The organism is Pseudomonas sp. XK-1, assembly GCF_038069885.1.
Taxonomy (GTDB): domain Bacteria; phylum Pseudomonadota; class Gammaproteobacteria; order Pseudomonadales; family Pseudomonadaceae; genus Aquipseudomonas.
On sequence record NZ_JBBPES010000005.1, the window covers coordinates 166,411 to 186,335 of the forward strand.

Annotated in this window: 19 protein-coding genes; 7 read left to right on the forward strand and 12 right to left on the reverse strand. The window is 64.7% G+C overall.

Annotated elements, in window-relative coordinates; translation table 11 throughout:
• Positions 1-64 precede the first annotated feature (64 nt).
• The 4 genes from WMW70_RS14570 to WMW70_RS14585 are packed head-to-tail and all read right to left on the reverse strand — an operon-like array spanning position 65 to position 3,513.
• Positions 65-721, reverse strand: coding sequence for a hypothetical protein (locus WMW70_RS14570; RefSeq protein ID WP_341438181.1), 657 nt, complete (start codon positions 719-721; stop codon positions 65-67).
• Complete coding sequence (hemL, locus tag WMW70_RS14575) at positions 721-2,010, reverse strand: glutamate-1-semialdehyde 2,1-aminomutase (RefSeq protein ID WP_341438182.1); 1,290 nt, start codon at positions 2,008-2,010, stop codon at positions 721-723. Before hemL ends, WMW70_RS14570 begins: the two co-directional genes overlap by 1 nt.
• Positions 2,011-2,064: 54 nt before the next feature.
• Entirely contained in the window at positions 2,065-2,691 is a 627-nt protein-coding gene (gene thiE, locus WMW70_RS14580; protein WP_341438183.1) for a thiamine phosphate synthase, read from the reverse strand.
• A 27-nt stretch (positions 2,692-2,718) separates the two neighbouring features.
• A complete protein-coding gene (locus tag WMW70_RS14585) occupies positions 2,719-3,513 on the reverse strand; it encodes a hydroxymethylpyrimidine/phosphomethylpyrimidine kinase (protein ID WP_341438184.1) in 795 nt (264 codons plus the stop codon).
• A gap of 244 nt (positions 3,514-3,757) precedes the next feature.
• On the opposite strand from WMW70_RS14585, the gene WMW70_RS14590 reads away from it, so the two are divergent.
• The 3 genes from WMW70_RS14590 to WMW70_RS14600 all read left to right on the forward strand — a co-directional run bounded on the left by WMW70_RS14590 (position 3,758) and on the right by WMW70_RS14600 (position 8,623).
• Entirely contained in the window at positions 3,758-6,139 is a 2,382-nt protein-coding gene (locus tag WMW70_RS14590) for a hybrid sensor histidine kinase/response regulator (protein WP_341438185.1), read from the forward strand.
• Positions 6,140-6,320: 181 nt separating this feature from the next.
• Positions 6,321-6,974: a TetR/AcrR family transcriptional regulator gene (locus WMW70_RS14595; RefSeq protein WP_341438186.1), complete on the forward strand. Its 654-nt coding sequence runs from the start codon at positions 6,321-6,323 to the stop codon at positions 6,972-6,974.
• Complete coding sequence (locus WMW70_RS14600; protein WP_341438187.1) at positions 6,971-8,623, forward strand: acyl-CoA dehydrogenase family protein; 1,653 nt, start codon at positions 6,971-6,973, stop codon at positions 8,621-8,623. The genes WMW70_RS14595 and WMW70_RS14600 overlap by 4 nt, the downstream gene beginning before the upstream one ends.
• A gap of 29 nt (positions 8,624-8,652) precedes the next feature.
• On the opposite strand, the gene WMW70_RS14605 is transcribed toward WMW70_RS14600, so the two are convergent.
• Complete coding sequence (locus WMW70_RS14605; RefSeq protein WP_341438188.1) at positions 8,653-9,384, reverse strand: hypothetical protein; 732 nt, start codon at positions 9,382-9,384, stop codon at positions 8,653-8,655.
• Positions 9,385-9,492: 108 nt separating this feature from the next.
• Between WMW70_RS14605 and WMW70_RS14610 the strand changes: the two genes are divergently transcribed.
• Positions 9,493-9,828, forward strand: coding sequence for a DUF3703 domain-containing protein (locus WMW70_RS14610; RefSeq protein ID WP_341438189.1), 336 nt, complete (start codon positions 9,493-9,495; stop codon positions 9,826-9,828).
• 74 nt (positions 9,829-9,902) lie between these two features.
• Positions 9,903-11,375, forward strand: a complete 1,473-nt coding sequence (gene amn, locus WMW70_RS14615) for an AMP nucleosidase (protein ID WP_341438190.1) — start codon at positions 9,903-9,905, stop codon at positions 11,373-11,375.
• A 63-nt stretch (positions 11,376-11,438) separates the two neighbouring features.
• Here amn and ahr read toward each other — a convergent pair whose 3' ends face one another.
• A complete protein-coding gene (ahr, locus tag WMW70_RS14620) occupies positions 11,439-12,473 on the reverse strand; it encodes an NADPH-dependent aldehyde reductase Ahr (RefSeq protein WP_341438191.1) in 1,035 nt (344 codons plus the stop codon).
• Between the two features lie 204 nt (positions 12,474-12,677).
• Between ahr and WMW70_RS14625 the strand changes: the two genes are divergently transcribed.
• Complete coding sequence (locus WMW70_RS14625) at positions 12,678-13,247, forward strand: pseudouridine synthase (protein ID WP_341438468.1); 570 nt, start codon at positions 12,678-12,680, stop codon at positions 13,245-13,247.
• On the opposite strand, the gene WMW70_RS14630 is transcribed toward WMW70_RS14625, so the two are convergent.
• From WMW70_RS14630 to WMW70_RS14655, 6 genes are all read right to left on the reverse strand, one after another.
• Positions 13,248-13,640, reverse strand: coding sequence for a globin (locus WMW70_RS14630; protein WP_341438192.1), 393 nt, complete (start codon positions 13,638-13,640; stop codon positions 13,248-13,250).
• A 106-nt stretch (positions 13,641-13,746) separates the two neighbouring features.
• On the reverse strand, positions 13,747-13,950 hold the full coding sequence (locus WMW70_RS14635; RefSeq protein WP_341438193.1) for a DUF2788 domain-containing protein: 204 nt from the start codon (positions 13,948-13,950) through the stop codon (positions 13,747-13,749).
• A 180-nt stretch (positions 13,951-14,130) separates the two neighbouring features.
• A complete protein-coding gene (locus tag WMW70_RS14640) occupies positions 14,131-14,610 on the reverse strand; it encodes an Lrp/AsnC family transcriptional regulator (protein WP_325504085.1) in 480 nt (159 codons plus the stop codon).
• A gap of 350 nt (positions 14,611-14,960) precedes the next feature.
• On the reverse strand, positions 14,961-15,716 hold the full coding sequence (locus tag WMW70_RS14645; protein ID WP_341438194.1) for a VIT1/CCC1 transporter family protein: 756 nt from the start codon (positions 15,714-15,716) through the stop codon (positions 14,961-14,963).
• Positions 15,717-15,823: 107 nt separating this feature from the next.
• Positions 15,824-16,687: a cation diffusion facilitator family transporter gene (locus WMW70_RS14650; RefSeq protein ID WP_445942153.1), complete on the reverse strand. Its 864-nt coding sequence runs from the start codon at positions 16,685-16,687 to the stop codon at positions 15,824-15,826.
• Positions 16,688-16,829: 142 nt separating this feature from the next.
• The gene (locus tag WMW70_RS14655; protein ID WP_341438197.1) at positions 16,830-17,249 is read right to left on the reverse strand and encodes a polyribonucleotide nucleotidyltransferase; all 420 of its coding nucleotides are present in this window, start codon (positions 17,247-17,249) and stop codon (positions 16,830-16,832) included.
• Positions 17,250-17,379: 130 nt separating this feature from the next.
• On the opposite strand from WMW70_RS14655, the gene hrpB reads away from it, so the two are divergent.
• Positions 17,380-19,917, forward strand: coding sequence for an ATP-dependent helicase HrpB (gene hrpB, locus WMW70_RS14660; protein WP_341438198.1), 2,538 nt, complete (start codon positions 17,380-17,382; stop codon positions 19,915-19,917).
• Positions 19,918-19,925: the final 8 nt, after the last annotated feature.

The window sequence follows — 19,925 nt, forward strand, 5'->3', positions numbered from 1 at the left end:
CAGGCGGTGTGCCTGGCCGACGAAACGCGTCGGCCTTCGCATTATGAAATAAGCAGCGGCGTTCTTACAAAGTCTTTACCGGGTTTTCTCCCAGGTCAGCTATTTTGGCGCTGCCCGGCAGGTTTAGCAGTAGCCAGGCCAGCAGCGGATAGGCCGGTGTCAGTAGGCCATGAAACAGGTCGACGCGGCGTAGCGGACCGATAAAACCCTCGGTGCCGACGGCCAGCCCGGCCAGCAGAAACAGGCCGACCACTGTAGCTGCGGCCGCCAGCGGCAGGCGACGCGGCCATTGCACCGCGCCGGCATAGAGAATCAGCAGCAGGGTGGCCAGGTTGAGCAGCAGGCGGTAGTCGTCGAGCAGGTTCATCTGCCGGAACAGCTCGAAAAAGGCGCACAGGCCCAGCACGATGCGGCCCCAGTTCGGCCGACTCCAGGCCCAGCCGCGACCCAGAGCCAGGGCGGCGGCCCCCAGCAGCGGCAGGGCGAGAAATTTGCTGGCCTGGCTTAGCCACAGGTGCGCGGCCTGCCAGTCGGAGTCGACGCCGTAGCGCATCACCCCGACCGAGGCGGCCGCAGCTGGCAGCAGAAAGCCCAGCAGGGCGCAGAACAGCGCCGGCTGGTCGCCCTCGCCATAACGCTTGCGCGCCGTGCCGATCACCGCCACGCAGGTCAGGCAGGCCAGAGCCAGCAGGCCGTCGGACAGTGCGGTGCTGTACTGCATCAGGCCTTCTGCAGCTCGGCGAACGCGCGTTCGGCGGCGTCCAGGGTGATCTTCAGCTCGGTTTCGCCGTGGGCGATGGAGGTGAAACCGGCCTCGAAGGCGCTCGGAGCCAGGTACACGCCGCCCGCCAGCATCAGGTGGAAGAAGCGCTTGAAGCGCTCGGCGTCGCTGGCCATCACGTCGTCGAAGGTGACGATATCGTCGGCCCCACTGAAATACAGGCCGAACATGCCACCGGCCTGGGTGGTGACGAACGGGATGCCAGCGGCATCGGCACGATCCTGCAGGCCTTGCAGCATCAGGCTGGTGTAGTCGCTGAGGGCGGCATGGAAGCCCGGCGCGCTGATCAGCTTGAGGGTGGTCAGGCCGGCGGCCATGGCCAGCGGGTTACCCGACAGGGTGCCGGCCTGGTAGACCGGGCCGAGCGGGGCGATGCAGGACATGATTTCGCGCTTGCCGCCGAAGCAGCCGACCGGCATGCCGCCGCCGATGATCTTGCCGAAGGTGGTCAGGTCCGGGGTCACGCCGTAATGGGCCTGGGCACCGCCGAGGGCGACGCGGAAACCGGTCATCACCTCGTCGAAGATCAGCACCACGCCATGCTTGTCGCACTGCTCGCGCAGGCCCTGGAGAAAGCCCGGGGCCGGCGGCACGCAGTTCATATTGCCGGCCACCGGCTCGACGATGATGCAGGCCACTTCGCTGCCGACTTCGCCGAGCATCTGCGCGACCGCGTCGATGTCGTTGAACGGCAGGGTCAGGGTGTGTTTGGCGAAGGCCGCCGGCACGCCCGCCGAGCTGGGTACGCCCTGGGTCAACAGGCCCGAGCCGGCCTTGACCAGCAGGCTGTCGGAATGGCCGTGGTAGCAGCCTTCGAACTTGATGATGCTGTCGCGGCCGGTAAAGCCGCGGGCCAGGCGGATGGCGCTCATGGTCGCCTCGGTGCCGGAGCTGACCATGCGCACCATCTCCATCGACGGCACCATGGCGCAGACCAGGTCGGCCATCTCGGTTTCCATGGCGGTCGGCGCGCCATAGGACAGGCCGTGTTCCAGCTGGCGACGCACCGCATCGAGTACGTCCGGGTGGCTGTGGCCGAGGATCATCGGGCCCCAGGAGCCGACGTAGTCGACATAGCGCTTGTCGTCTTCATCGGTGACGTAGGCACCTTCGGCGTGTTTGAAGAACAGCGGGGTGCCGCCGACGCTTTTGAACGCGCGCACCGGCGAGTTGACGCCGCCGGGGATGTGTTTCTGGGCACTGGCGAAGAGGATTTCGGAGCGGGACATGGCAGGGCCTCTCAAGCTGGGAGTCGGGGCGAGCAGGGTCGCCCTCTATCGATATTAAGCAGTGATAAACAGGTCGCTAAAGGCGCGGGCGCGGCGTTCGACCTCGCTGGCCGAATCGGCACCGAACAGGCCGTGGACCACCGCAACCATGCTGGCACCGTGGGCGATCAGCGCGGGAGCGTTGTCCAGGGTCACGCCGCCGATGGCGACGATCGGCAGGTTGACCTTGGCCTTCGCCGCCGCCAGCAGTTCGAGCGAGGCGGCCGGTGCGCCAGGCTTGGTGTTGGAATTGAAGAAGCGGCCGAAGGCGACATAGCTGGCTCCTTCCCTGGCAGCGGCCTCGGCCAGCTCCAGCTGGGCGTGGCAGGTGCCGCCGATGATCGCCTTGCGCCCGAGCAGGGCGCGGGCGACGGACAGCGAACCGTCGGTTTGCCCCAGGTGCAGGCCTACACCGAGGCGGGCGGCCAGTTCGGCATCGTCGTTGATGATCAGCGCGGCACCATAGCGGTTGCACAGCTCGCGCAGGGCCTCGGCTTCGCGCAGGCGGCGGGCCTCGTCGGTCGATTTGTCGCGGTATTGCAGCAGCGTCGCGCCGCCCTTGAGGGCAGCCTCGACGTAAGGCAGCAGCTTGCCCTTGAGCAATTCGCTGTCGGTGATGGCATACAGGCCACGCAGTTTCATCGCAAGCGCTCCATCAGCTGCTTTCTATTAATACGCATCCAGCGGCAGGCGGCGCGGAATGTACTGGCCGTGGCCAGGCTGTTCGGCGTCGCGCAGGGTGCGCCAGGTGTAGTCGAGGGCGAACTGCACGGCGCTAACCAGTTCCTGGCCCAGTGCCAGGCGACCGGCCAGGGTGCTGGCCAGGGTGCAGCCGGAGCCGTGGTAGCTGCCGGGCAGACGCTGGCAGGTAAAGGTGTGGCGGCTGCCGTCGCGGCTGTAGAGGCGGTTGTGCACTTCATGCTCATCGCCATGGCCGCCGGTGATCAGCAGGTGCTGGATATAGGGCAGCAGTTTCTCGGCGCACTCATCGGCCGTGCCATCCGGCAGTTCGGCGAGGATGCGTGCTTCCGGCAGGTTAGGCGTGGCGATGGTCGAGACGGCGAACAGCCGTTCGCGCATGGCATAGCCGACTTCATCCTTGCCCAGCGCGCCGCCGCCGCCAGCGCGCAGCACCGGGTCGCAGACCAGGGGAATGCCCGGCAGACGCTGCATGATCTCGATTACGGTTTCGACCATCTCCACCGAGCCAAGCATGCCCAACTTGACCGCTTCGATCGGCAGGTCGTTGATCACCGCATTGGCCTGGGCCAGCACCCACTCGCGGTCGAGCACGCGGAAGTCGGAAACGTTGACGGTGTCCTGCACGGTCAGCGCGGTCACGGTTGGAGCGGCGTGACAGCCCTGGGCGAGCAGGGCTTCGATATCGGCTTGCAGGCCGGCACCGCCACTGGGGTCGTGACCGGACAGGCACAGCACTACGGGGCGAGAAGTAGGCGTTTTCATGGTGCGCGAGCTTACCACCAAACCGGCGATTGCAGACCCCAAAACGGCAGGAAAGCCAGACTGGAAGACGATCTTTCGCATGTCGGTATAGCGCAGTGGCTCGGCCCATCGAAGGTTGTGAGACTCCAGGCTGTTCAGGTTTTTCTGGGGCTCTGGCGCAAAGGCCTATGCTAGAGTGCCGGCATCCCAACACACCGTTCCAGCGGCGTTCTTAGGCGCTGCTGGCTTACTCTGGCTGAGCTGCATGCATTACATCCTTCTCTGTTTCTTTATGTTGCTGCCAGGTTTGGCCGGGGCCTTGGTGTTTGATGAAAACACCCGCAGCCTGTCTCTCGGCAAGACCATGTCGGTATTCGAGGATGTACGCGGCGATGCCAGCATCGAGGACATCACCTCGCCGGCGCTGCAGGCCAGTTTCCGCCCCCATGACAAGGCGGTGCTGAATGCCGGCTACTCGCGTTCGGTGTTCTGGTTGCGCCTCGACCTGGATTATCAGCCGGTTCAACTGAAGGGGGCGCAGCCCTGGTTGCTGGAGTTGGCCTACCCGCCCCTGGATTATCTCGAGCTCTACCTGCCCGCGCCCGAGGGCGGCTTCCGTCTGGCCCAGCGCACCGGTGACGCCCTGCCGTTTGCCAGTCGGGAGATCAAGCAGCACAACTACCTGTTCGAGCTCAAACTGCCGCCGAACCAGCCGCAGCGCATCTATCTGCGCCTGCAGAGCCAGGGCTCGATCCAGGCTCCGCTGACGCTCTGGGCCCCGAATGCCTATCTGGAAGAGCAGCCGGCGCGGATCTATGTGCTTGGCATCATTTACGGCGTGCTGCTGGTGATGCTGATCTACAACCTGTTTATCTTCCTCAGCGTGCGCGACACCAGCTATCTGTATTACATCTTCTATATCGCCTCGTTCGGCTTCTACCAGGTCTCGGTCAATGGGGCCGGTATCGAGTACTTCTGGCCCAATAACCCCTGGTGGGCGAATGCCGCCACCCCCTTTCTGATCGGCTCGGCGGCGCTGTTTGGCTGCCAGTTCGCCCGCAGCTTTCTGCATACCGCCGAGCACAGCCCCTGGGTCGACCGCATCCTGCTGGTGATGATGGCCTGCGGTGCCGGGGTGATGGTGCTGGCGGTCACGGTCAGCTATGCGCTGGCCCTGCGTCTGGCCACCTTCCTGGCGCTGACCTTTACCGTGGTGATCTTCGTCGCCGGGGTGCTGGCCTGGTTGCGCGGCATGCGTGTGGCGCGCTACTTCATCATCGCCTGGAGCGCCTTTCTCGCCGGCGGGGCGATCAATACGCTGATGGTGCTGGGCTACCTGCCGAATATCTTCCTGACCATGTATGCCAGCCAGATCGGTTCGGCCCTGGAGGTCGGCCTGCTGTCCCTGGCCCTGGCCGACCGGATCAATGCGATGAAGGAGGAGCGCGCGCGCATCCTGCATGACGCCGGGCTCGAACTGGAGGCACTGAACCAGGAGCTGGCCAACAACAACCGGCTCAAGGACGAATTTCTCGCCACCGTCACCCATGAGCTGCGCACGCCGATGAACGGGGTGATCGGTTCGCTGGAGCTGATGCAGATGGTCCGGCTCGACGGCGAACTGGCGCAGTACCAGAAGACTGCGGCCAGCTCGGCGCGGGACATGATGCGCATGGTCAACGACATCCTCACCCTGACCGAGCTGCAGGCCGGCAAGCTCTACCCGCGGCGCGAGCCCTTCAGCCTGCGCGGCCTGTTCGACGGCCTGCGTGCGCAGTATGCGCCGCGCGCCGAGGGCAAGGGTCTGCGCTTCGAGCTGCAGCTGGATGAAAGCCTGCCCGACACCCTGGAGGGGGACGCCGGCAAGCTGGCGCAAAGCCTGGGTTGTCTGCTCGATAATGCGATCAAGTTCACCTGTCATGGCGCGGTTCAGCTAAGGGTCAGTCGTGTGGGTAACGGCTCCGACAACCTGCCGCTGTGCATCGAGGTGGTAGACAGCGGTGTGGGCTTCGAGACGCCGCCGGACGTGCGCCTGTATCAGCGCTTCCAGCAGCTGGATGGCTCCATGACCCGCGAATATGGCGGTCTGGGTATCGGTCTGGCGATCTGTCGGCAGCTGGTCGACCTGCTCGGCGGCAGCCTCAGCCATGAGTCGCAGCCGGGGCAGGGCAGCCGTTTTCGCCTCGAAGTGCCTCTGGCGTTACCGGTGCATACTCCGGAGCAGGCGGCTGTGCCGCGGCCTGTCAATGCGCCGGTGCTGCGCCAGCCGCAGCAGTGCACGGTGCTGGTGGTGGAAGACAACGCCATCAATCAGCTGGTGACCCGCGGCATGCTGCTTAAACTGGGCTACCAGGTGCGCACCGCCGACAACGGTGCCGAGGCCCTGGAGTTACTGCGTAACGAGCCGGTCGACGCCATTCTGCTGGATTGCCAGATGCCGGTGATGGATGGCTTTGCCACCTGCCGGGCGCTGCGCAATCTGCCAGGCTGCGCCGATGTGCCGGTGCTGGCCATTACGGCCCATAGTCATAGCGGCGACCGCGAGCGCTGCCTGGCCGCGGGGATGAGCGACTACCTGGCCAAGCCGGTGAAATTCGAGCAGTTGCGCCGCCTGTTGCATGACTGGTTGCTCTGCCGCGAGGCCTAGGAGCTGTCGGACTTAATGCTGTTCTACTGTGGAAAAGTCCGACAGGCTCCTGACCTCAAACAGCTGCCATGCGATATGCGCCATCGCATGGCATTTATGCCTGCTGTTGTGCCCGGAATCGCCCTTTAGCCAAACTCTGAATCCTGATTCACTTGAGCAATAGTGAATCAGGATTCAGATCATGGCTTACCGCACCACAGCCCTGCGTATCGACCGCGACCAGGCCCTGCGTGAACGTATACTCGCCTGCGCCCTGGCGCTGGTGGTCGAAGGCGGGTTCGCCGCCTTGACCATGCAGGCCCTGGCCGATGCCGCGGGCGTCGCCACCGGCAGCCTGTATCGGCATTTTCGCAACAAGGGCGAACTGGCCGCTGAAGTCTTTGCGATAGCCAGTCAGGGCGAGCTCGATGCGCTGCTGCAGACCCTGCGCGGCCCGGGTCCACCTGCCGAGCGTCTGGCTGCCGGCTTGCAGCAGTTTGCCGCGCGCGCCTGGCACAGCCGGCGTCTGGCCTTTGCTCTGATCGCCGAGCCGGTCGAGCCGCAGGTCGACGAGCAGCGCCTGCTCTTCCGTGAGGCCTATGCCGAGCTGTTCGGCGAGTTACTCGAACAAGGCAGCGCCGCAGGCGTATTCCACGTGCCCCATCTCGGCCTGACCGCCGCCTGCCTGGTCGGGGCCATTGCCGAAGCCCTGGTCGGACCTTTATCGCCCCCTGCTCGCGCCGCCCGCGAAGCCGGTTATCCCGCCCCCAGCCTGAGTGAAGTCAGTCAGGGTCTGGTCACCTTCTGTCTACGCGCCGTGGGCGCACCCTTGCCTGAAAAGGAGCCGCAGCCATGAATGCCAGTCAGCATGCCGAAACCCATGAAGTGTTCAACCAGGTGCCGCCGCTGGATGGGGCCAACCTGTACCGCCTCGACCTGCCGCTGCAGGAGTGGACCAAGCGCTTCGGCGGCGGCTGGGCTGAGCAGCGTCTGGATGCCTACGGGGCTCTGGCCGGCGGCGAACTGATGGCCGCGGGCTTTCTCGCCAACGAGAACAAACCGGTGTTCAAGAGCCACGACCGTTACGGTCATCGCGTCGATCTGGTGGAGTTCCACCCGGCCTATCACCAGTTGATGAGCGCGGCCATCGAGCATGGCCTGCCGTCCATGCCCTGGACCGAGCCGCAGTCCGGTGCCCAGGTGGCCCGCGCCGCCATGAGTTACCTGCACAGCCAGGCCGAGGCCGGCAGCGGTTGCCCGCTGACCATGACCTTCGCCAGCGTGCCGGCGTTGAAGCTGCAGCCGGACCTGGCCGAGCTCTGGCTGCCGAAAATCCTCTCGACCCAGTACGACCCGCGCAATCTGCCGATCGAGCAGAAAACCGGCGCGACCATCGGCATGGCCATGACCGAGAAGCAGGGCGGCACCGATGTGCGCGCCAACACCACCCGCGCCTATGCGGTGGGCCTCGGCGGCCCGGGCCAGGCTTACGAGCTGGTCGGCCACAAGTGGTTCTGCTCGGCTCCCATGTGCGACGCCTTCCTGACCCTGGCTCACACCGACAAGGGCCTGACCTGCTTTCTGCTGCCGCGCCATCGCCCGGACGGCACGCGCAACGAGTTCTATATCCAGCGCCTGAAGAACAAGCTGGGCAACTGGTCGAACGCCTCCAGCGAAGTGGAGTTTCGCGGTGCCCTGGCCTGGATGGTCGGCGACGAAGGCCGCGGCGTGCCGACCATTATCGAGATGGTGGCGCTGACCCGTTTCGACTGCATGATCGGCTCCAGCGCCCTGATGCGTCAGGCCCTGACCCAGGCCGCCCACCACTGCGCCCATCGCCAGGTTGGCGGTCGCGTACTGAGCGAGCAGCCGCTGATGCAGAACGTGCTGGCCGATCTGGCCCTGGAGAGCGAGGCGGCGCTGGCCCTGACCCTGCGCATGGGCAAGGCGCTGGACAACCCCACAGACCCGCAGGAAAGCAAGTTCGCCCGCCTGGTCACCGCCGTGGGCAAATACTGGATCTGCAAACGCGCGCCAGCGATGATCAACGAGGCCGCCGAGTGCATGGGTGGAGCCGGTTATGTCGAGGACACCATTCTGCCGCGGCTGTACCGCGAGGCACCGGTCAACTCCACCTGGGAAGGCTCGGGCAACGTGCAATGCCTGGACGTGCTGCGCGCTCTGTCCAAGGAACCCGGCGTCCTCGATGCGCTGTTCCATGAACTGGGCGACGGCCATGGCGATGCCCGCCTCAAGGCGCATATCGAAAAACTCCAGGCGGATTTTGCCGACACCGCCGATATCCAGTACCGCGCCCGCCAGCTCACCGAAGACGTGGCCCTGGCCCTGCAGGCCAAGCTGCTGCTGGAGGCGGGCAACGCTCAGGTGTCCGACGCCTTTATCGCCAGCCGTCTGGGCGGCCAGGGCGGGCGGGTCTACGGCACCTTGCCGCGAGGTATTGATGTTGAGGCGCTGGTGGCGCGCAGCGCGCCGGCTGGGCTCTGAGGGCTGGTCAGGCTTTTGCGGTGGCGCTGTCAGCGCTTCTGCCAGATCAGCTTGCCGGTATTGCTTTCGGTGATCAGGTACTGCTCGCTGAAGCGGTAGTAGGCGGCGGGTTGGTAGTCGTTCTGGCCGTGCAGTTGCACCATCAGCAGGCCATCGACGCTTTGCCAGAGGCCGCTGTATTGCAATTCGCCGGGGCTGTCGTGGTGCCAGTCTGCGCCGCCTGCGACGCTGCGGGTCCATTGCGACACGCGGCCGTCGGCGTTCAGTTGCAGGATCATCTGGGTGCTCATGCTGGCGAAGCTGGCACCGCCGCTATTGATCTGCTGCTCGTGCACCCAGGTGCCGACCAGTGCCGGATCGCGTTGCTGACTTTGCTCCTCTGCCTTGGCGGTCTGCAGACGTTGGGTCTGCCGGTGGAACAGCGCCTCGCGTTCCAGCACCTCGCCGCTGCGTGGGCTGCGGGCGGCGATGCGTACATTGAGCATGCCGCTGGCGTAGTTGGCATTCATATTGGCGATCAGCAAGCCCGAGCCCGGCTCGCTGATCTGCGCCGTCAGTAACTGGCCGTCAAAGTGGCCGCTGATCTTCAAGCGCAGGTTGTTGCGCTCCACATATTCGCCCTCGACCTGTGAACCCTGGCTGCGCAGGATCATCTCGGCCGGCTGGCCGTCGAGGCGGGCGAGGTAGTGACCGTCCAGTTCGGCGGCGGCCAGTAGCGCAGGCAGCAGGCCAAACAGGCAGATTATCGATAGGCGCAGCATGCCGTGATCCTTGGGCGGTGGTGTTGAACAGATTAGCCGTTGGCGCTTGACCTGGGGGCGGCCCCGCAGCTGCAGACTGGCTGCAAATCAAGCCAGAGGTGCCCCGCAATGAACCGTCAACAAGCCTTTTGCCATGAATACCAGCAAGCTCTGCTGCAGCGTGGTCTGAATCCCGCGGCCGAGCTCTATCACCTGGAGCGCGCGCACATTCTAGGCCAGTCGGTGTTCCTTGAGCACCTGCGCAGCCATCTGTGGCTGCTCGCCTGGGCCTGGCGGCAGCGCGACTGGGCCGAATGCGCCGCGCAACTGCTGCGCGTGCCTGGGAGTCTGGGTTCGCTCTTCGGCCTGTATCCCCTGGGCAATCCCGGTACGCGGCGGGTCGGGCCGCTGAAGCCGCAGGCGCTGCCCGAGGATTTGCGGCAGCTGCTGGCTGCGCGCGAGTAAGCGATGTCGCGCTATCGCAAACGCGGCGGATCAGGGCAAGATAGAGCCATTGAGATCAGCCAGGAAGGTGCCCTGTGAACCCTTGTTCCGATGACTTTATTGTCGCCAACACCGCTGAAGAAGCGGTGGATCGTCTGGCCGCCTTGCACCTGCAGGCGACCACGGGCTTGAGCCAGGCGCTCAAGCGCTATCTCAAGGAACGTATCAAGCCGGATGCCGAACAGCAGTCGCGTTTTCGCTACCCGGAGCTGCGCCTGATCTACCTGTGTCAGGGCGAAGTGCCGACCACCGTGCGCGCCTACGCCAAGGTGCAGGTGCCGGGCACCTACAGCGTCACCGTCACCCACCCGGCGGCGTTTCGCAAATACCTGCTGGAGCAGCTGCGCCCGCTGATGAGCGACTTCACCGTGCGCGTCGAGGTGGGCATCAGCCAGCAGAACATTCCCTACCCCTACGTGGTCGAGCAGGGCGATGAACTGGCCGGCTCCGGGGTGACCGCCGCCGAATTGGCGCGGGTCTTCCCCAGCACCGACCTGTCCGCTGCCACCGACGGCACCGCCGATGGCCTGTACGACTGGGAAAATACCGACCCGCTGCCACTGGCGCTGTTCGATGCCGCGCGGGTGGACTTCTCCCTGCGCCGCCTGGTGCATTACACCGGCAGCGACTGGCGGCATGTGCAGCCGTGGATTCTGCTGACCAACTACCACCGCTACGTCGACCAGTTCATTCGTCACGGTCTGGACATGCTTGTGGGCGAGTCGCGCTTCAACCGCATGGTGCTGCCGGGCAACGTGGTGATCGAGCGCGGCATGGCCGAAGGCGAGATGCAGGCGGTCATCGAGAACGTCATCTGGCACCGTTACCAGATGCCCGCCTACCACCTGCAGGCCGAGGACGGCCATGGCATCACCCTGGTCAATATCGGTGTCGGCCCATCCAACGCCAAGAACATCACCGATCACCTGGCCGTGCTGCGCCCCCATTGCTGGCTGATGATCGGCCACTGCGGCGGCCTGCGTCAGTCGCAGACCATCGGCGACTACGTGCTGGCCCACGCCTATATGCGCCGCGACGGCATTCTCGACCGCGTGCTGCCGCCGAACATCCCGCTGCCGGCCCTGGCCGAAGTGCAGCAGGCGTTGCAGGAGGCGGCCCGGCAGGTGACCGGCGAGCAGGGCGACGAGCTGAAGAAACGCCTGCGCACCGGCACCGTGCTGACCTACGACGACCGCAACTGGGAACTGCGCTGGGCCCAGGAGCGACCGCTGATCAACCTGTCCCGCGCCGTGGCGGTGGACATGGAAAGCGGCACCATCGCCGCGCAAGGCTACCGCTTGCGGGTGCCCTACGGCACCTTGCTCTGCGTCTCGGACAAGCCGCTGCACAGCGAGATCAAGCTGCCCGGGGCGGCGGGGGCTTTCTACGAGCGGGCGGTTACCCAGCACCTGCATATCGGCATCACCGCCCTTGACCTGCTACGCGGCCAGCTCAACTCGTTGCACTCGCGGAAACTGCGCAGCTTTGATGAGCCGCCGTTCCGCTAGCGGTACGTGTTGCATAAAAAAGCCCGAGGTTTGCGCCTCGGGCTTTTCTATTTCAAGCTCAGTTTATTTGCGGGCATCCAGCACCACGCGGTAGCGCGCTTTACCAGCGCGCAGGTGGTCGATGGCCTCGTTTACCTTGCTCATGGGGAAGTGCTCGACCTGCGGCAGGATCTGATGGCGCGCGCAGAATTCCAGCATTTTCGCCATATTCGCCGGTGAACCGACGGGCGAGCCGGACATGCTCTTCTGCTTCGGGATCAGGTTGAACACATGCACCGGAATTGCGCTGGGCACGATGCCGACGAAGTGCAGCCGGCCCTTGCCGCGCAGGGTGCCGATCATGGCGTTCCAGTCGAGGTCCGCGCTGGCGGTGACCAGCAGGAAGTCCAGGCTGGCGGCAATGGCTTTCAGCGCAGCGCTATCGGTTGATGCCACTACCTTGTGCGCACCCAGGCGTTTGGCTTCTTCCTGTTTGCTCAGCGATGAGGTGAAGGCGGTGACTTCGCAGCCCCAGGCATTTAGGAAGCCCAGCGCCAGATGGCCAAGGCCGCCGATGCCCACCACGCCGACCTTATCGGTGGGTTTTACGTCGAAATCCAGCAGCGGGCTGAACACGGTTGAGCCGGCGCAGAACAGCGGGCCGACCAGTGCCGGGTCGAGGCCGTCCGGCAGCGGTACGGCCCAGGCCCAGTGACTGCGCAGGCGGTCGGCGAAACCGCCATTGCTGCCAACGATCGTTGGTTTTACCGTGCCGCACAGCTGGTGCGCGCCTTCCATGCAGGAGCTGCAATGCATGCAGCTGCCCTTGTACCAGCCGATACCCACCCGCTGGCCAAGCTTGAGGCCGCGGGCCTGCGGGCCGAGGCGCACCACGGTGCCGACCACTTCATGGCCAGGGATAAAGGGGTAGCGCGCATTGCCCCACTCGTTGTCGATCATCGATTGGTCGGAGTGGCAGATGCCGCAGTACTCCACTGCCACTTCGACCTCTTCGGCACCCAGCGGGCCGGGGTCATAGCTGTGCGGTTCGAGGGGGGCACCGGGGGCCTTGGCGGCCCAGCCGGTGAAGGTATCGACGATGGATTCGGACGAACTCATAACAATGGCCTCGGGACGGGAAACGCAACCTTGCCAGCATAGCCCGCCACGCCGGGGAAGGCTGTGCGGATCACTCAGACTGATAGTCCTACCTTGGCCTCGGTTACACTGACCGCCTCGTAACCTTCAGCTGGATCACCTATGTCGCGCCCATCTCGCCCTGCGTCCTCTCGTCCGCACAGCGGCAAACCTGCCGTGCGCCGTGTGGCCAAGGCACCGCCCGCCGAGCCGCGTTTGCTGCTGCTGAACAAGCCCTTCGATGTGCTGACCCAGTTCAACGACGAGCAGGGCCGCGCCACCCTCAAGGATTTTGTCGATGTGCCTGGCGTCTATCCGGCTGGCCGGCTGGATCGTGACAGCGAAGGTCTGCTGCTGCTGACCAACGACGGCGGCCTGCAGGCACGCATCGCCGACCCTAAGCACAAGCTGGCGAAAACCTATTGGGTGCAGGTTGAAGGTGAGCCGAGCGAGGCGCAGTTGCTGCAGTTGCGTGAGGGTGTGCAATTGAATGATGGGCCGACCCTGCCGGCCGAAGCGCGTCTGCTGAATGAGCCGCAGCTTTGGGAGCGCAACCCGCCGGTACGCTTTCGCAAAAGCATCCCGACGGCCTGGCTGGAACTGGTGATTCGTGAGGGGCGCAACCGCCAGGTGCGCCGTATGACTGCAGCGGTAGGCCTGCCGACCCTGCGCCTGGTGCGGGTGCGTATCGGCCCGTTCAGCCTGGATGATTTGCAGCCGGGGCAGTGGCGCGAGGTGCCGGCCCGGCTGGATTGATCAGTAGCCGGCCTTGATAACGGCGATGCCCTTGTCCAGCACCTCATTCCAGGCGCTGCGGGTTTCGTTGCAGTACTGCTGATCATGCTCGCCGATGGTCTGCAGCAGTGCCTGTTGCCACAAGACATACAGCTCTGGGCGAATGTCCATGGCGGCGCGGGAGTGACTGCAGCCCAGGGCGCGCAGCTTGGTGTCGGGCATGCCGCGCGCATGCATCACCAGGTTGAGAATGCCCTGACGCAGCAGCAGCTTTTGTCCGTTCATCTCGGTATTGGCGAACTTCTCCCGCACCTCGGCTGAGCTGGCGAGGAAGTGCCGGTAAAAGCTGTCGAAAAAATCCGGGCTGGCACAGCAGCGTCCATAGCTCTGCATTACGCGATCGGCGGCGTTCATGGTTTCTCCTGAAAAAAAGCCTGCCCGGGCCGCATCTATATGCAGCCTGGGTGAGTGGTTAGGTCGTGTGTAAGGGTTCTGGGAGCCTGTTCTTGACGCAGCGGGCCTAAACGCCTTCCAGCCCGGCGATAACAAAGGTCTTGATAATAAAACCGAGCACGCCCAGGCCCAGGGCGAGGAACAGGATCATGGTGCCGAAGCGGCCGGCCTTGGATTTCTTCGCCAGGTCCCAGACGATAAACGCCATAAACAGCACCAGGCCGCCGACCAGTACGGTCATCATCAGCTCTTCAAACAACGCAGTTTCCATCGCAACCTCTAATCAGCGAAAACAGGACTGTGCCGCCAGCAGTGGCGGGAGGTGGGCGAGGCGATTGTTATTGTTTGAGCACCAGGCTCTTATGGCGGGGCCGCACAAGGCACAGTAAAACGCCGGCGAGTATACGCCGCGCGTGCCCTCGCTGCGATGCCCTGCGGATGCGCGGTGGCTTCAGCTACGCAGGTGCTGCAGGGGCAGCTGGGTGCTGGAGAGGATCTGCTGCAGCACGAAGCTGGAACGCACGCTGGAAACCCCCTCGATACGGGTCAGGGTGCCCAGCAGCAGCTTCTGGTAATGATCCATGTCCGGCACCACCACCTTGAGCTGGTAGTCGGCATCCATACCGGTCACCAGGCAGCATTCGAGCACCTCCGGGCATTTGCGAATTTCTTCCTGAAAATGCTCGAAGCGTTCCGGGGTGTGTTTGTCCATGCCGATCAGCACATAGGCGGTCAGGCTCAGGCCGAGCTTCTTGCGGTCGAGCAGGGCCACCTGGCCGAGGATATAACCGTCGTCTTCCAGCTGCTTGACCCGCCGCGAGCAGGGTGAGGGCGACAGGCCGATGCGTTCGGCCAGATCCTGGTTGGACAGGGTGGCGTCACGCTGCAGTTCGGCGAGGATATTCAGGTCGTAGCGGTCAAGTCTGTTCATATTTCCCATGCTTGCGTTATTTGCTTGTGCAGAATCATGTACCTGTGGCGATTAATTGCGCAAGTTATAGGTATATCAGCAATATTCGCAATCTTCTGCTGCGCGGGTGCGGGTAAGCTTTACCTCAGTTTCAAGGCCCGGACGACTCGTCCAGCCGCTTCGCCCAATCAGGTGAGCGGACGCCGCCGATCCTACCGGATCGCCACGGCACCCGGGTCCGCACTGCCCAACCAGGCGGGCGAAGAAAAAGGCGTTATCGTCGCCAATCACGGACACACAAAAAAGGGAGGCCTGCAGGTCTCCCTTTTTTGTGTCAATTAGATGCGCCGCCGACTAAGCCTGCCTGTCATCTATCCGGTGGCCAATACATGGCGCAATACATACCCCGTCAGATATGCCAGGCTGGCCGCCGCGCCGCCAGTAAGCAGGGTGCTCAAGCCCGCACGCAGCATGGGTTTGGCAAATACCAGGCTCTTCAACGTGCCAATGCCAAAAAACACGATCGCCGCCAGAATCGCGCTGAAGATGAATTGTCGTTTGATGCCCTGCGCGTTGAAAAACAGCGGTAACAGGGGGATTGCCCCGGCCAGCAGAAAGGCCGCGAAGGTCGCGCTGGCCGAGCGAATGGGGTCCAGCTCGATAGTCTGCAGGCCGTGTTCTTCAGTCAGCATGGTTTCGACCCAGAGCTGACGATCTTGGCTGATCGTCTGGACTATCGACTCGAGTGTTTCGCCACTGAAACCTTTACGGTAGAACACCTGGCGAATCTCTTCGAGTTCACCTTCCGGTATTCGATCAATGTGCTCCTCTTCCATGCACCTGATCTTTTCGCGGAATTCACGTTGAGCTTTGATCGCCTCGTAATTGCTCACAGCCATGCTGAAGCCGTCGGCAAATAGGTTGGCGAAGCCCATGATCAGCGCCACGGGTGCCGAGAACCCGGCCCCGACAGCGCCTGCGACTACGGCGAAGGTGGTAACACAACCATCTATGCCGCCGAGTACGGCGTCGGAAATAAGTTGCGGCTTGTGCTGGATGTCCAGTCGCTTTTCGATCGCATCGGGCAGATGCTCGCGATAAAGTTTTTCGAAACTGGTCTTCTTCATGGTGCACGTTCCACGGAGCAGGAATGCCTGTTCAGCATATGCGGGAAATCCAGTTCGGCCGAGTTATGCAGTTGTGCCTGTAATCCCTGGTTGTGCCGGGAGTGGGGTCAGCTCTGCAAGGGCGTGCTGGCGTCACATGGGTCCGCATGCACCAGAACTTCGGCGCGGGGGAACTCGGCGCGTATCGCCGCTTCCACCTGCTCGCTCAACACGTGGGCTTGAAGCAGGGTCAACTCGCTCGGCAGCTCCACATGCAGCTGTACGAACCATTGGGTGCCGGACTTGCGCGTGCGCAGGTCATGAGCCCCGAGCACTCCGGGTACACCGCATGCCAGAAGGTGGATGCGCTCGCTGAGCTCCGGTGCCAGCTCCTGATCCATCAGCACGCCCGCTGCCTCGCGGGCGATAGTCAGCGCACTCCAGAGAATAAACAGCGCAATACCGATGCCAAACAGCGCATCCAGTTGTGGCCAGCCGTAACTGGCCAGTAGCAGGGCAAGCAGAATGCCGCTGTTGAGCAGCAGATCGGAGCGGTAGTGCAGCGAGTCGGCGCGAATCGCCGTGGAACCGGTCAGGCGCACGACGTGGCGCTGGAACAGCAGCAGTGCCAGGGTTGCCGCCAGTGACAGCAGCATTACAGCGATGCCCAGCGCGGGCGCACCTATGGGTTGCGGATCGAGCCAGCGCTCGATGCCATGGACGCCCACCAGCAAGGCACTGGCCCCAATAAACAGGGCCTGTCCCAGCCCGGCCAGGGCTTCGGCCTTGCCGTGGCCGTAGCGATGATTCTCGTCGGCGGGGCGCAGGGCGTAATGCACGGCGATCAGGTTGAGCAGCGAGGCTGCGCCGTCGAGCAGCGAGTCGGTCAGCCCCGCCAACAGGCTGACTGAGCCGCTGAGCCACCAGGCGATGGCTTTGGCCAGCGCCAGAGTGAGTGCGGTCGCCAGCGCGGCAAAGGTGGCCAGGCGCATCAGGCGGGCGTGTTGCGGCAATATGGTCACGGGCTATCCAGTATGGGGCGAGTTCTGCCAAGGCTAGCGCGCCCGGATTCAAATAATAAGAAAAGCCCGTCGCAATAGCGGGCTTTTACTTTGGAGCTTTCTAGTGACGAGCTTAGGCTGCTGGACGCAAGCCGTAGGCCGCCAGCTGTTCGGCGCTGCCGCTGTGGCGGATCAGGCGCGGATCATCGAGCGGCAGGCTATGGCCGGTCTGCACTTCGATCAGGGCCTTGAGCTTGGTCGGGTCGATCTGGCCGTCGGCCTCGACCAGGTTGTGCAGGTCTTCAGGGTTGACCTGGGAGGTCAGGCCGCCGGGCAGGTAGATCGCGCCAGTGGCAAAGTCGATGCCGAAGGCGATCAGGCCGGGAATCACATAGAACAGGATGCCGATGGCGTTCAGGGCTGCCACCGCTGGGTCGATCCGACCTTCGATCTGGCCGCGGCGCTCCGGAAAGAACAGGGTGCCGCAGGCGCTGAGTTGAGTCAGCAGGGTGGCGGCCAGCAGGCCACTGAGTACGCGCTTATGGATGGGCATTGAGCATCTCCTGAGAAAAACTGGCGCAACTATACAATCCCGGCATGGCAATAGCGCTATGCCGTATTTAAGACCGCGGCAATGCTCTCCGGGTTCGCCGCTATAATCGGCTCCCCCGATTGGAGCCGTCATGACTTCCCTGCCTATCGATGCCCTGTTGCCCGCCCTGTGCGCGGCCCTGGCCAGCCGCCACGAAGCCGTACTGGAAGCGCCGCCCGGTGCCGGCAAGACCACCCGCGTGCCCCTGGCCGTGCTGGAGCAACCCTGGCTGGCCGGGCAGACCATCATCATGCTCGAACCGCGCCGTCTGGCCGCGCGCGCCGCTGCCGAGCGCCTGGCCAGCGAGCTGGGCGAGCGGGTGGGGGAAACCGTCGGCTATCGCATCCGTCTGGACAGCAAGGTCGGCCCGCGTACCCGTATCGAGGTGGTCACCGAAGGCATACTGACCCGGCGGCTGCAGGACGATCCGGCGCTGGAAGGCGTGGGCCTGGTGATCTTCGATGAATTTCACGAACGCAGCCTGGATGCCGATCTGGCTCTGGCCCTGTGCCTCAACGGCCGGGCGATGTTGCGCGGCGAGGACTCCGGCGAGCCGCCCCTGAAGGTCTTGCTGATGTCGGCGACCCTGGAAGGCGAACGCCTGGCCGGCCTGCTCGACGATGCCCCGGTGCTGCGCAGCGAGGGGCGCATGTTCCCGGTGGATATTCGCTGGGGTGCGCCGTTTCAGCCCGGCGACTGGCTTGAGCCGCGGGTGGTGCAGACGGTATTGCAGGCCCTGGACGATGAGCCGGGCAGCCTGCTGGTGTTTCTCCCTGGCCAGGCCGAAATTCGCCGAGTCGCCGAACAGCTAACCACGGCCCTGGAGGGCCGCATGGATATTCTGCTCTGCCCGCTGCATGGCGAGCTGGAACTGAGCGCCCAGCGCGCCGCCATCGAACCCGCACCGCCGGGCCTGCGCAAGGTGGTGCTGGCGACCAATATCGCCGAAACCAGCCTGACCATCGACGGCGTGCGAGTGGTGGTCGACGCCGGCCTGGCGCGGGTGCCGCGCTTCGACCCGAACAGCGCCATGACCCGTCTGGACACCCAGCGTATTTCCCGCGCCTCGGCCACCCAGCGCGCCGGGCGGGCCGGCCGTCTGCAGCCGGGGGCCTGTTATCGGCTGTGGTCCCAGACCCAGCACGAACAGCTGGCGGCTTACGGCGCGGCGGAAATCCTCCAGGCTGATCTGACCGGCCTGGCGCTGCAGTTGGTGCGCTGGGGTGTGCAGCCGGCCGAGCTGGTCTGGCTCGATCCACCGCCGGCGGCGGCCTATGCCCAGGCCATGGAGTTGCTGGCGCGCCTGGGGGCGGTGGATGCCCAGGGCGTGCTGACCCGTCACGGTCAGGCCATGGCCGAGTTGCCGACTCATCCGCGTATCGCTCACCTGCTGTTGCGTGGCCAGGAGCTGGGGCTGGGGGCATTGGCCTGCGACCTGGCCGCGCTGCTGGGCGAGCGCGATATTCTGCGCGGTGCGGGGGCCGATCTGCACAGTCGTCTGGTCCTGCTGGCGGGCGAGTCGCGGGCTGCCCGAGGTGCAGCTCAGGGTGGGGTGCAGCGGGCGCGGCAACTGGCTCGGCAGTTTCACGGTTACCTCAAGCGCCGGCCCAGCCCGCAGGCGCTCAGCGACCCCGAGCATCCACGCTGGCTGGGCGCGCTGCTGGCGTTCGCCTACCCGGACCGGATCGCCCAGCAACGCCGTGCCGGCGGCGCGGAGTATCGCCTGGCCAACGGCCGCGCGGCACTGTTTGCCGAGGCCGATGCGCTGATGAAGCACGCCTGGCTGGTGGTGGCTGACCTCGGCAGCCGTCAGGGCCAGCGCGAGGAACGCATCTATCTGGCCGCCGAACTCGATCCGCAGCTGTTCGACAGCGTGCTGGCCGAGCAGGTCAGCGACCTTGATGTGCTCGACTGGGACGAACGCGAAGGCGTGCTGCGGGCCGAACGTCAGCGTCGGGTCGGCGAGCTGGTGCTGGCCCGCGAAGCCCTTGCCGGGCTGGATGAACAACGACGCAGCCAGGCCCTGCTCGGCATGGTGCGGCGCAAGGGCCTGGCGCTGCTGCCCTGGACTCCTGAGCTGCGCCAGTGGCAGGCGCGGGTGGCACTGCTGCGCGGGCTCGACCTGGCAAGCAAGGGCCAGAGCGAATGGCCGGATGTCGGCGATGCCGCGCTGTTGGCCAGCCTGGAGCACTGGCTGCAACCCTATCTGGACCGGGTCACCCGCCTTAGTCATTTCGCCAGCCTGGATCTGCCCGGGCTGCTGCACAACCTGCTGCCCTGGCCGTTGCCGCCGCGCCTCGATGAACTGGCCCCGCGCAGCCTGCAGGTGCCCTCTGGTTCGCGCATCGGTCTGGATTACAGCGAGCAGCCACCGGTGCTGGCGGTGCGTCTGCAGGAGCTGTTCGGCCTGGCCGATACGCCGCGTATCGCCGGTGGTCGGCAGGTGGTCAAGTTGCACCTGTTGTCGCCGGCGCGCCGTCCGGTGCAGGTGACCCAGGACCTGGCCAGCTTTTGGGCCAATACCTATGCCGAGGTCAAGAAGGACCTAAAAGGTCGCTATCCAAAACATTACTGGCCCGATGACCCGCTGATCGCCGAGCCGACGGCGCGGGCCAAGCCGCGCAAATAGTCGGCCCG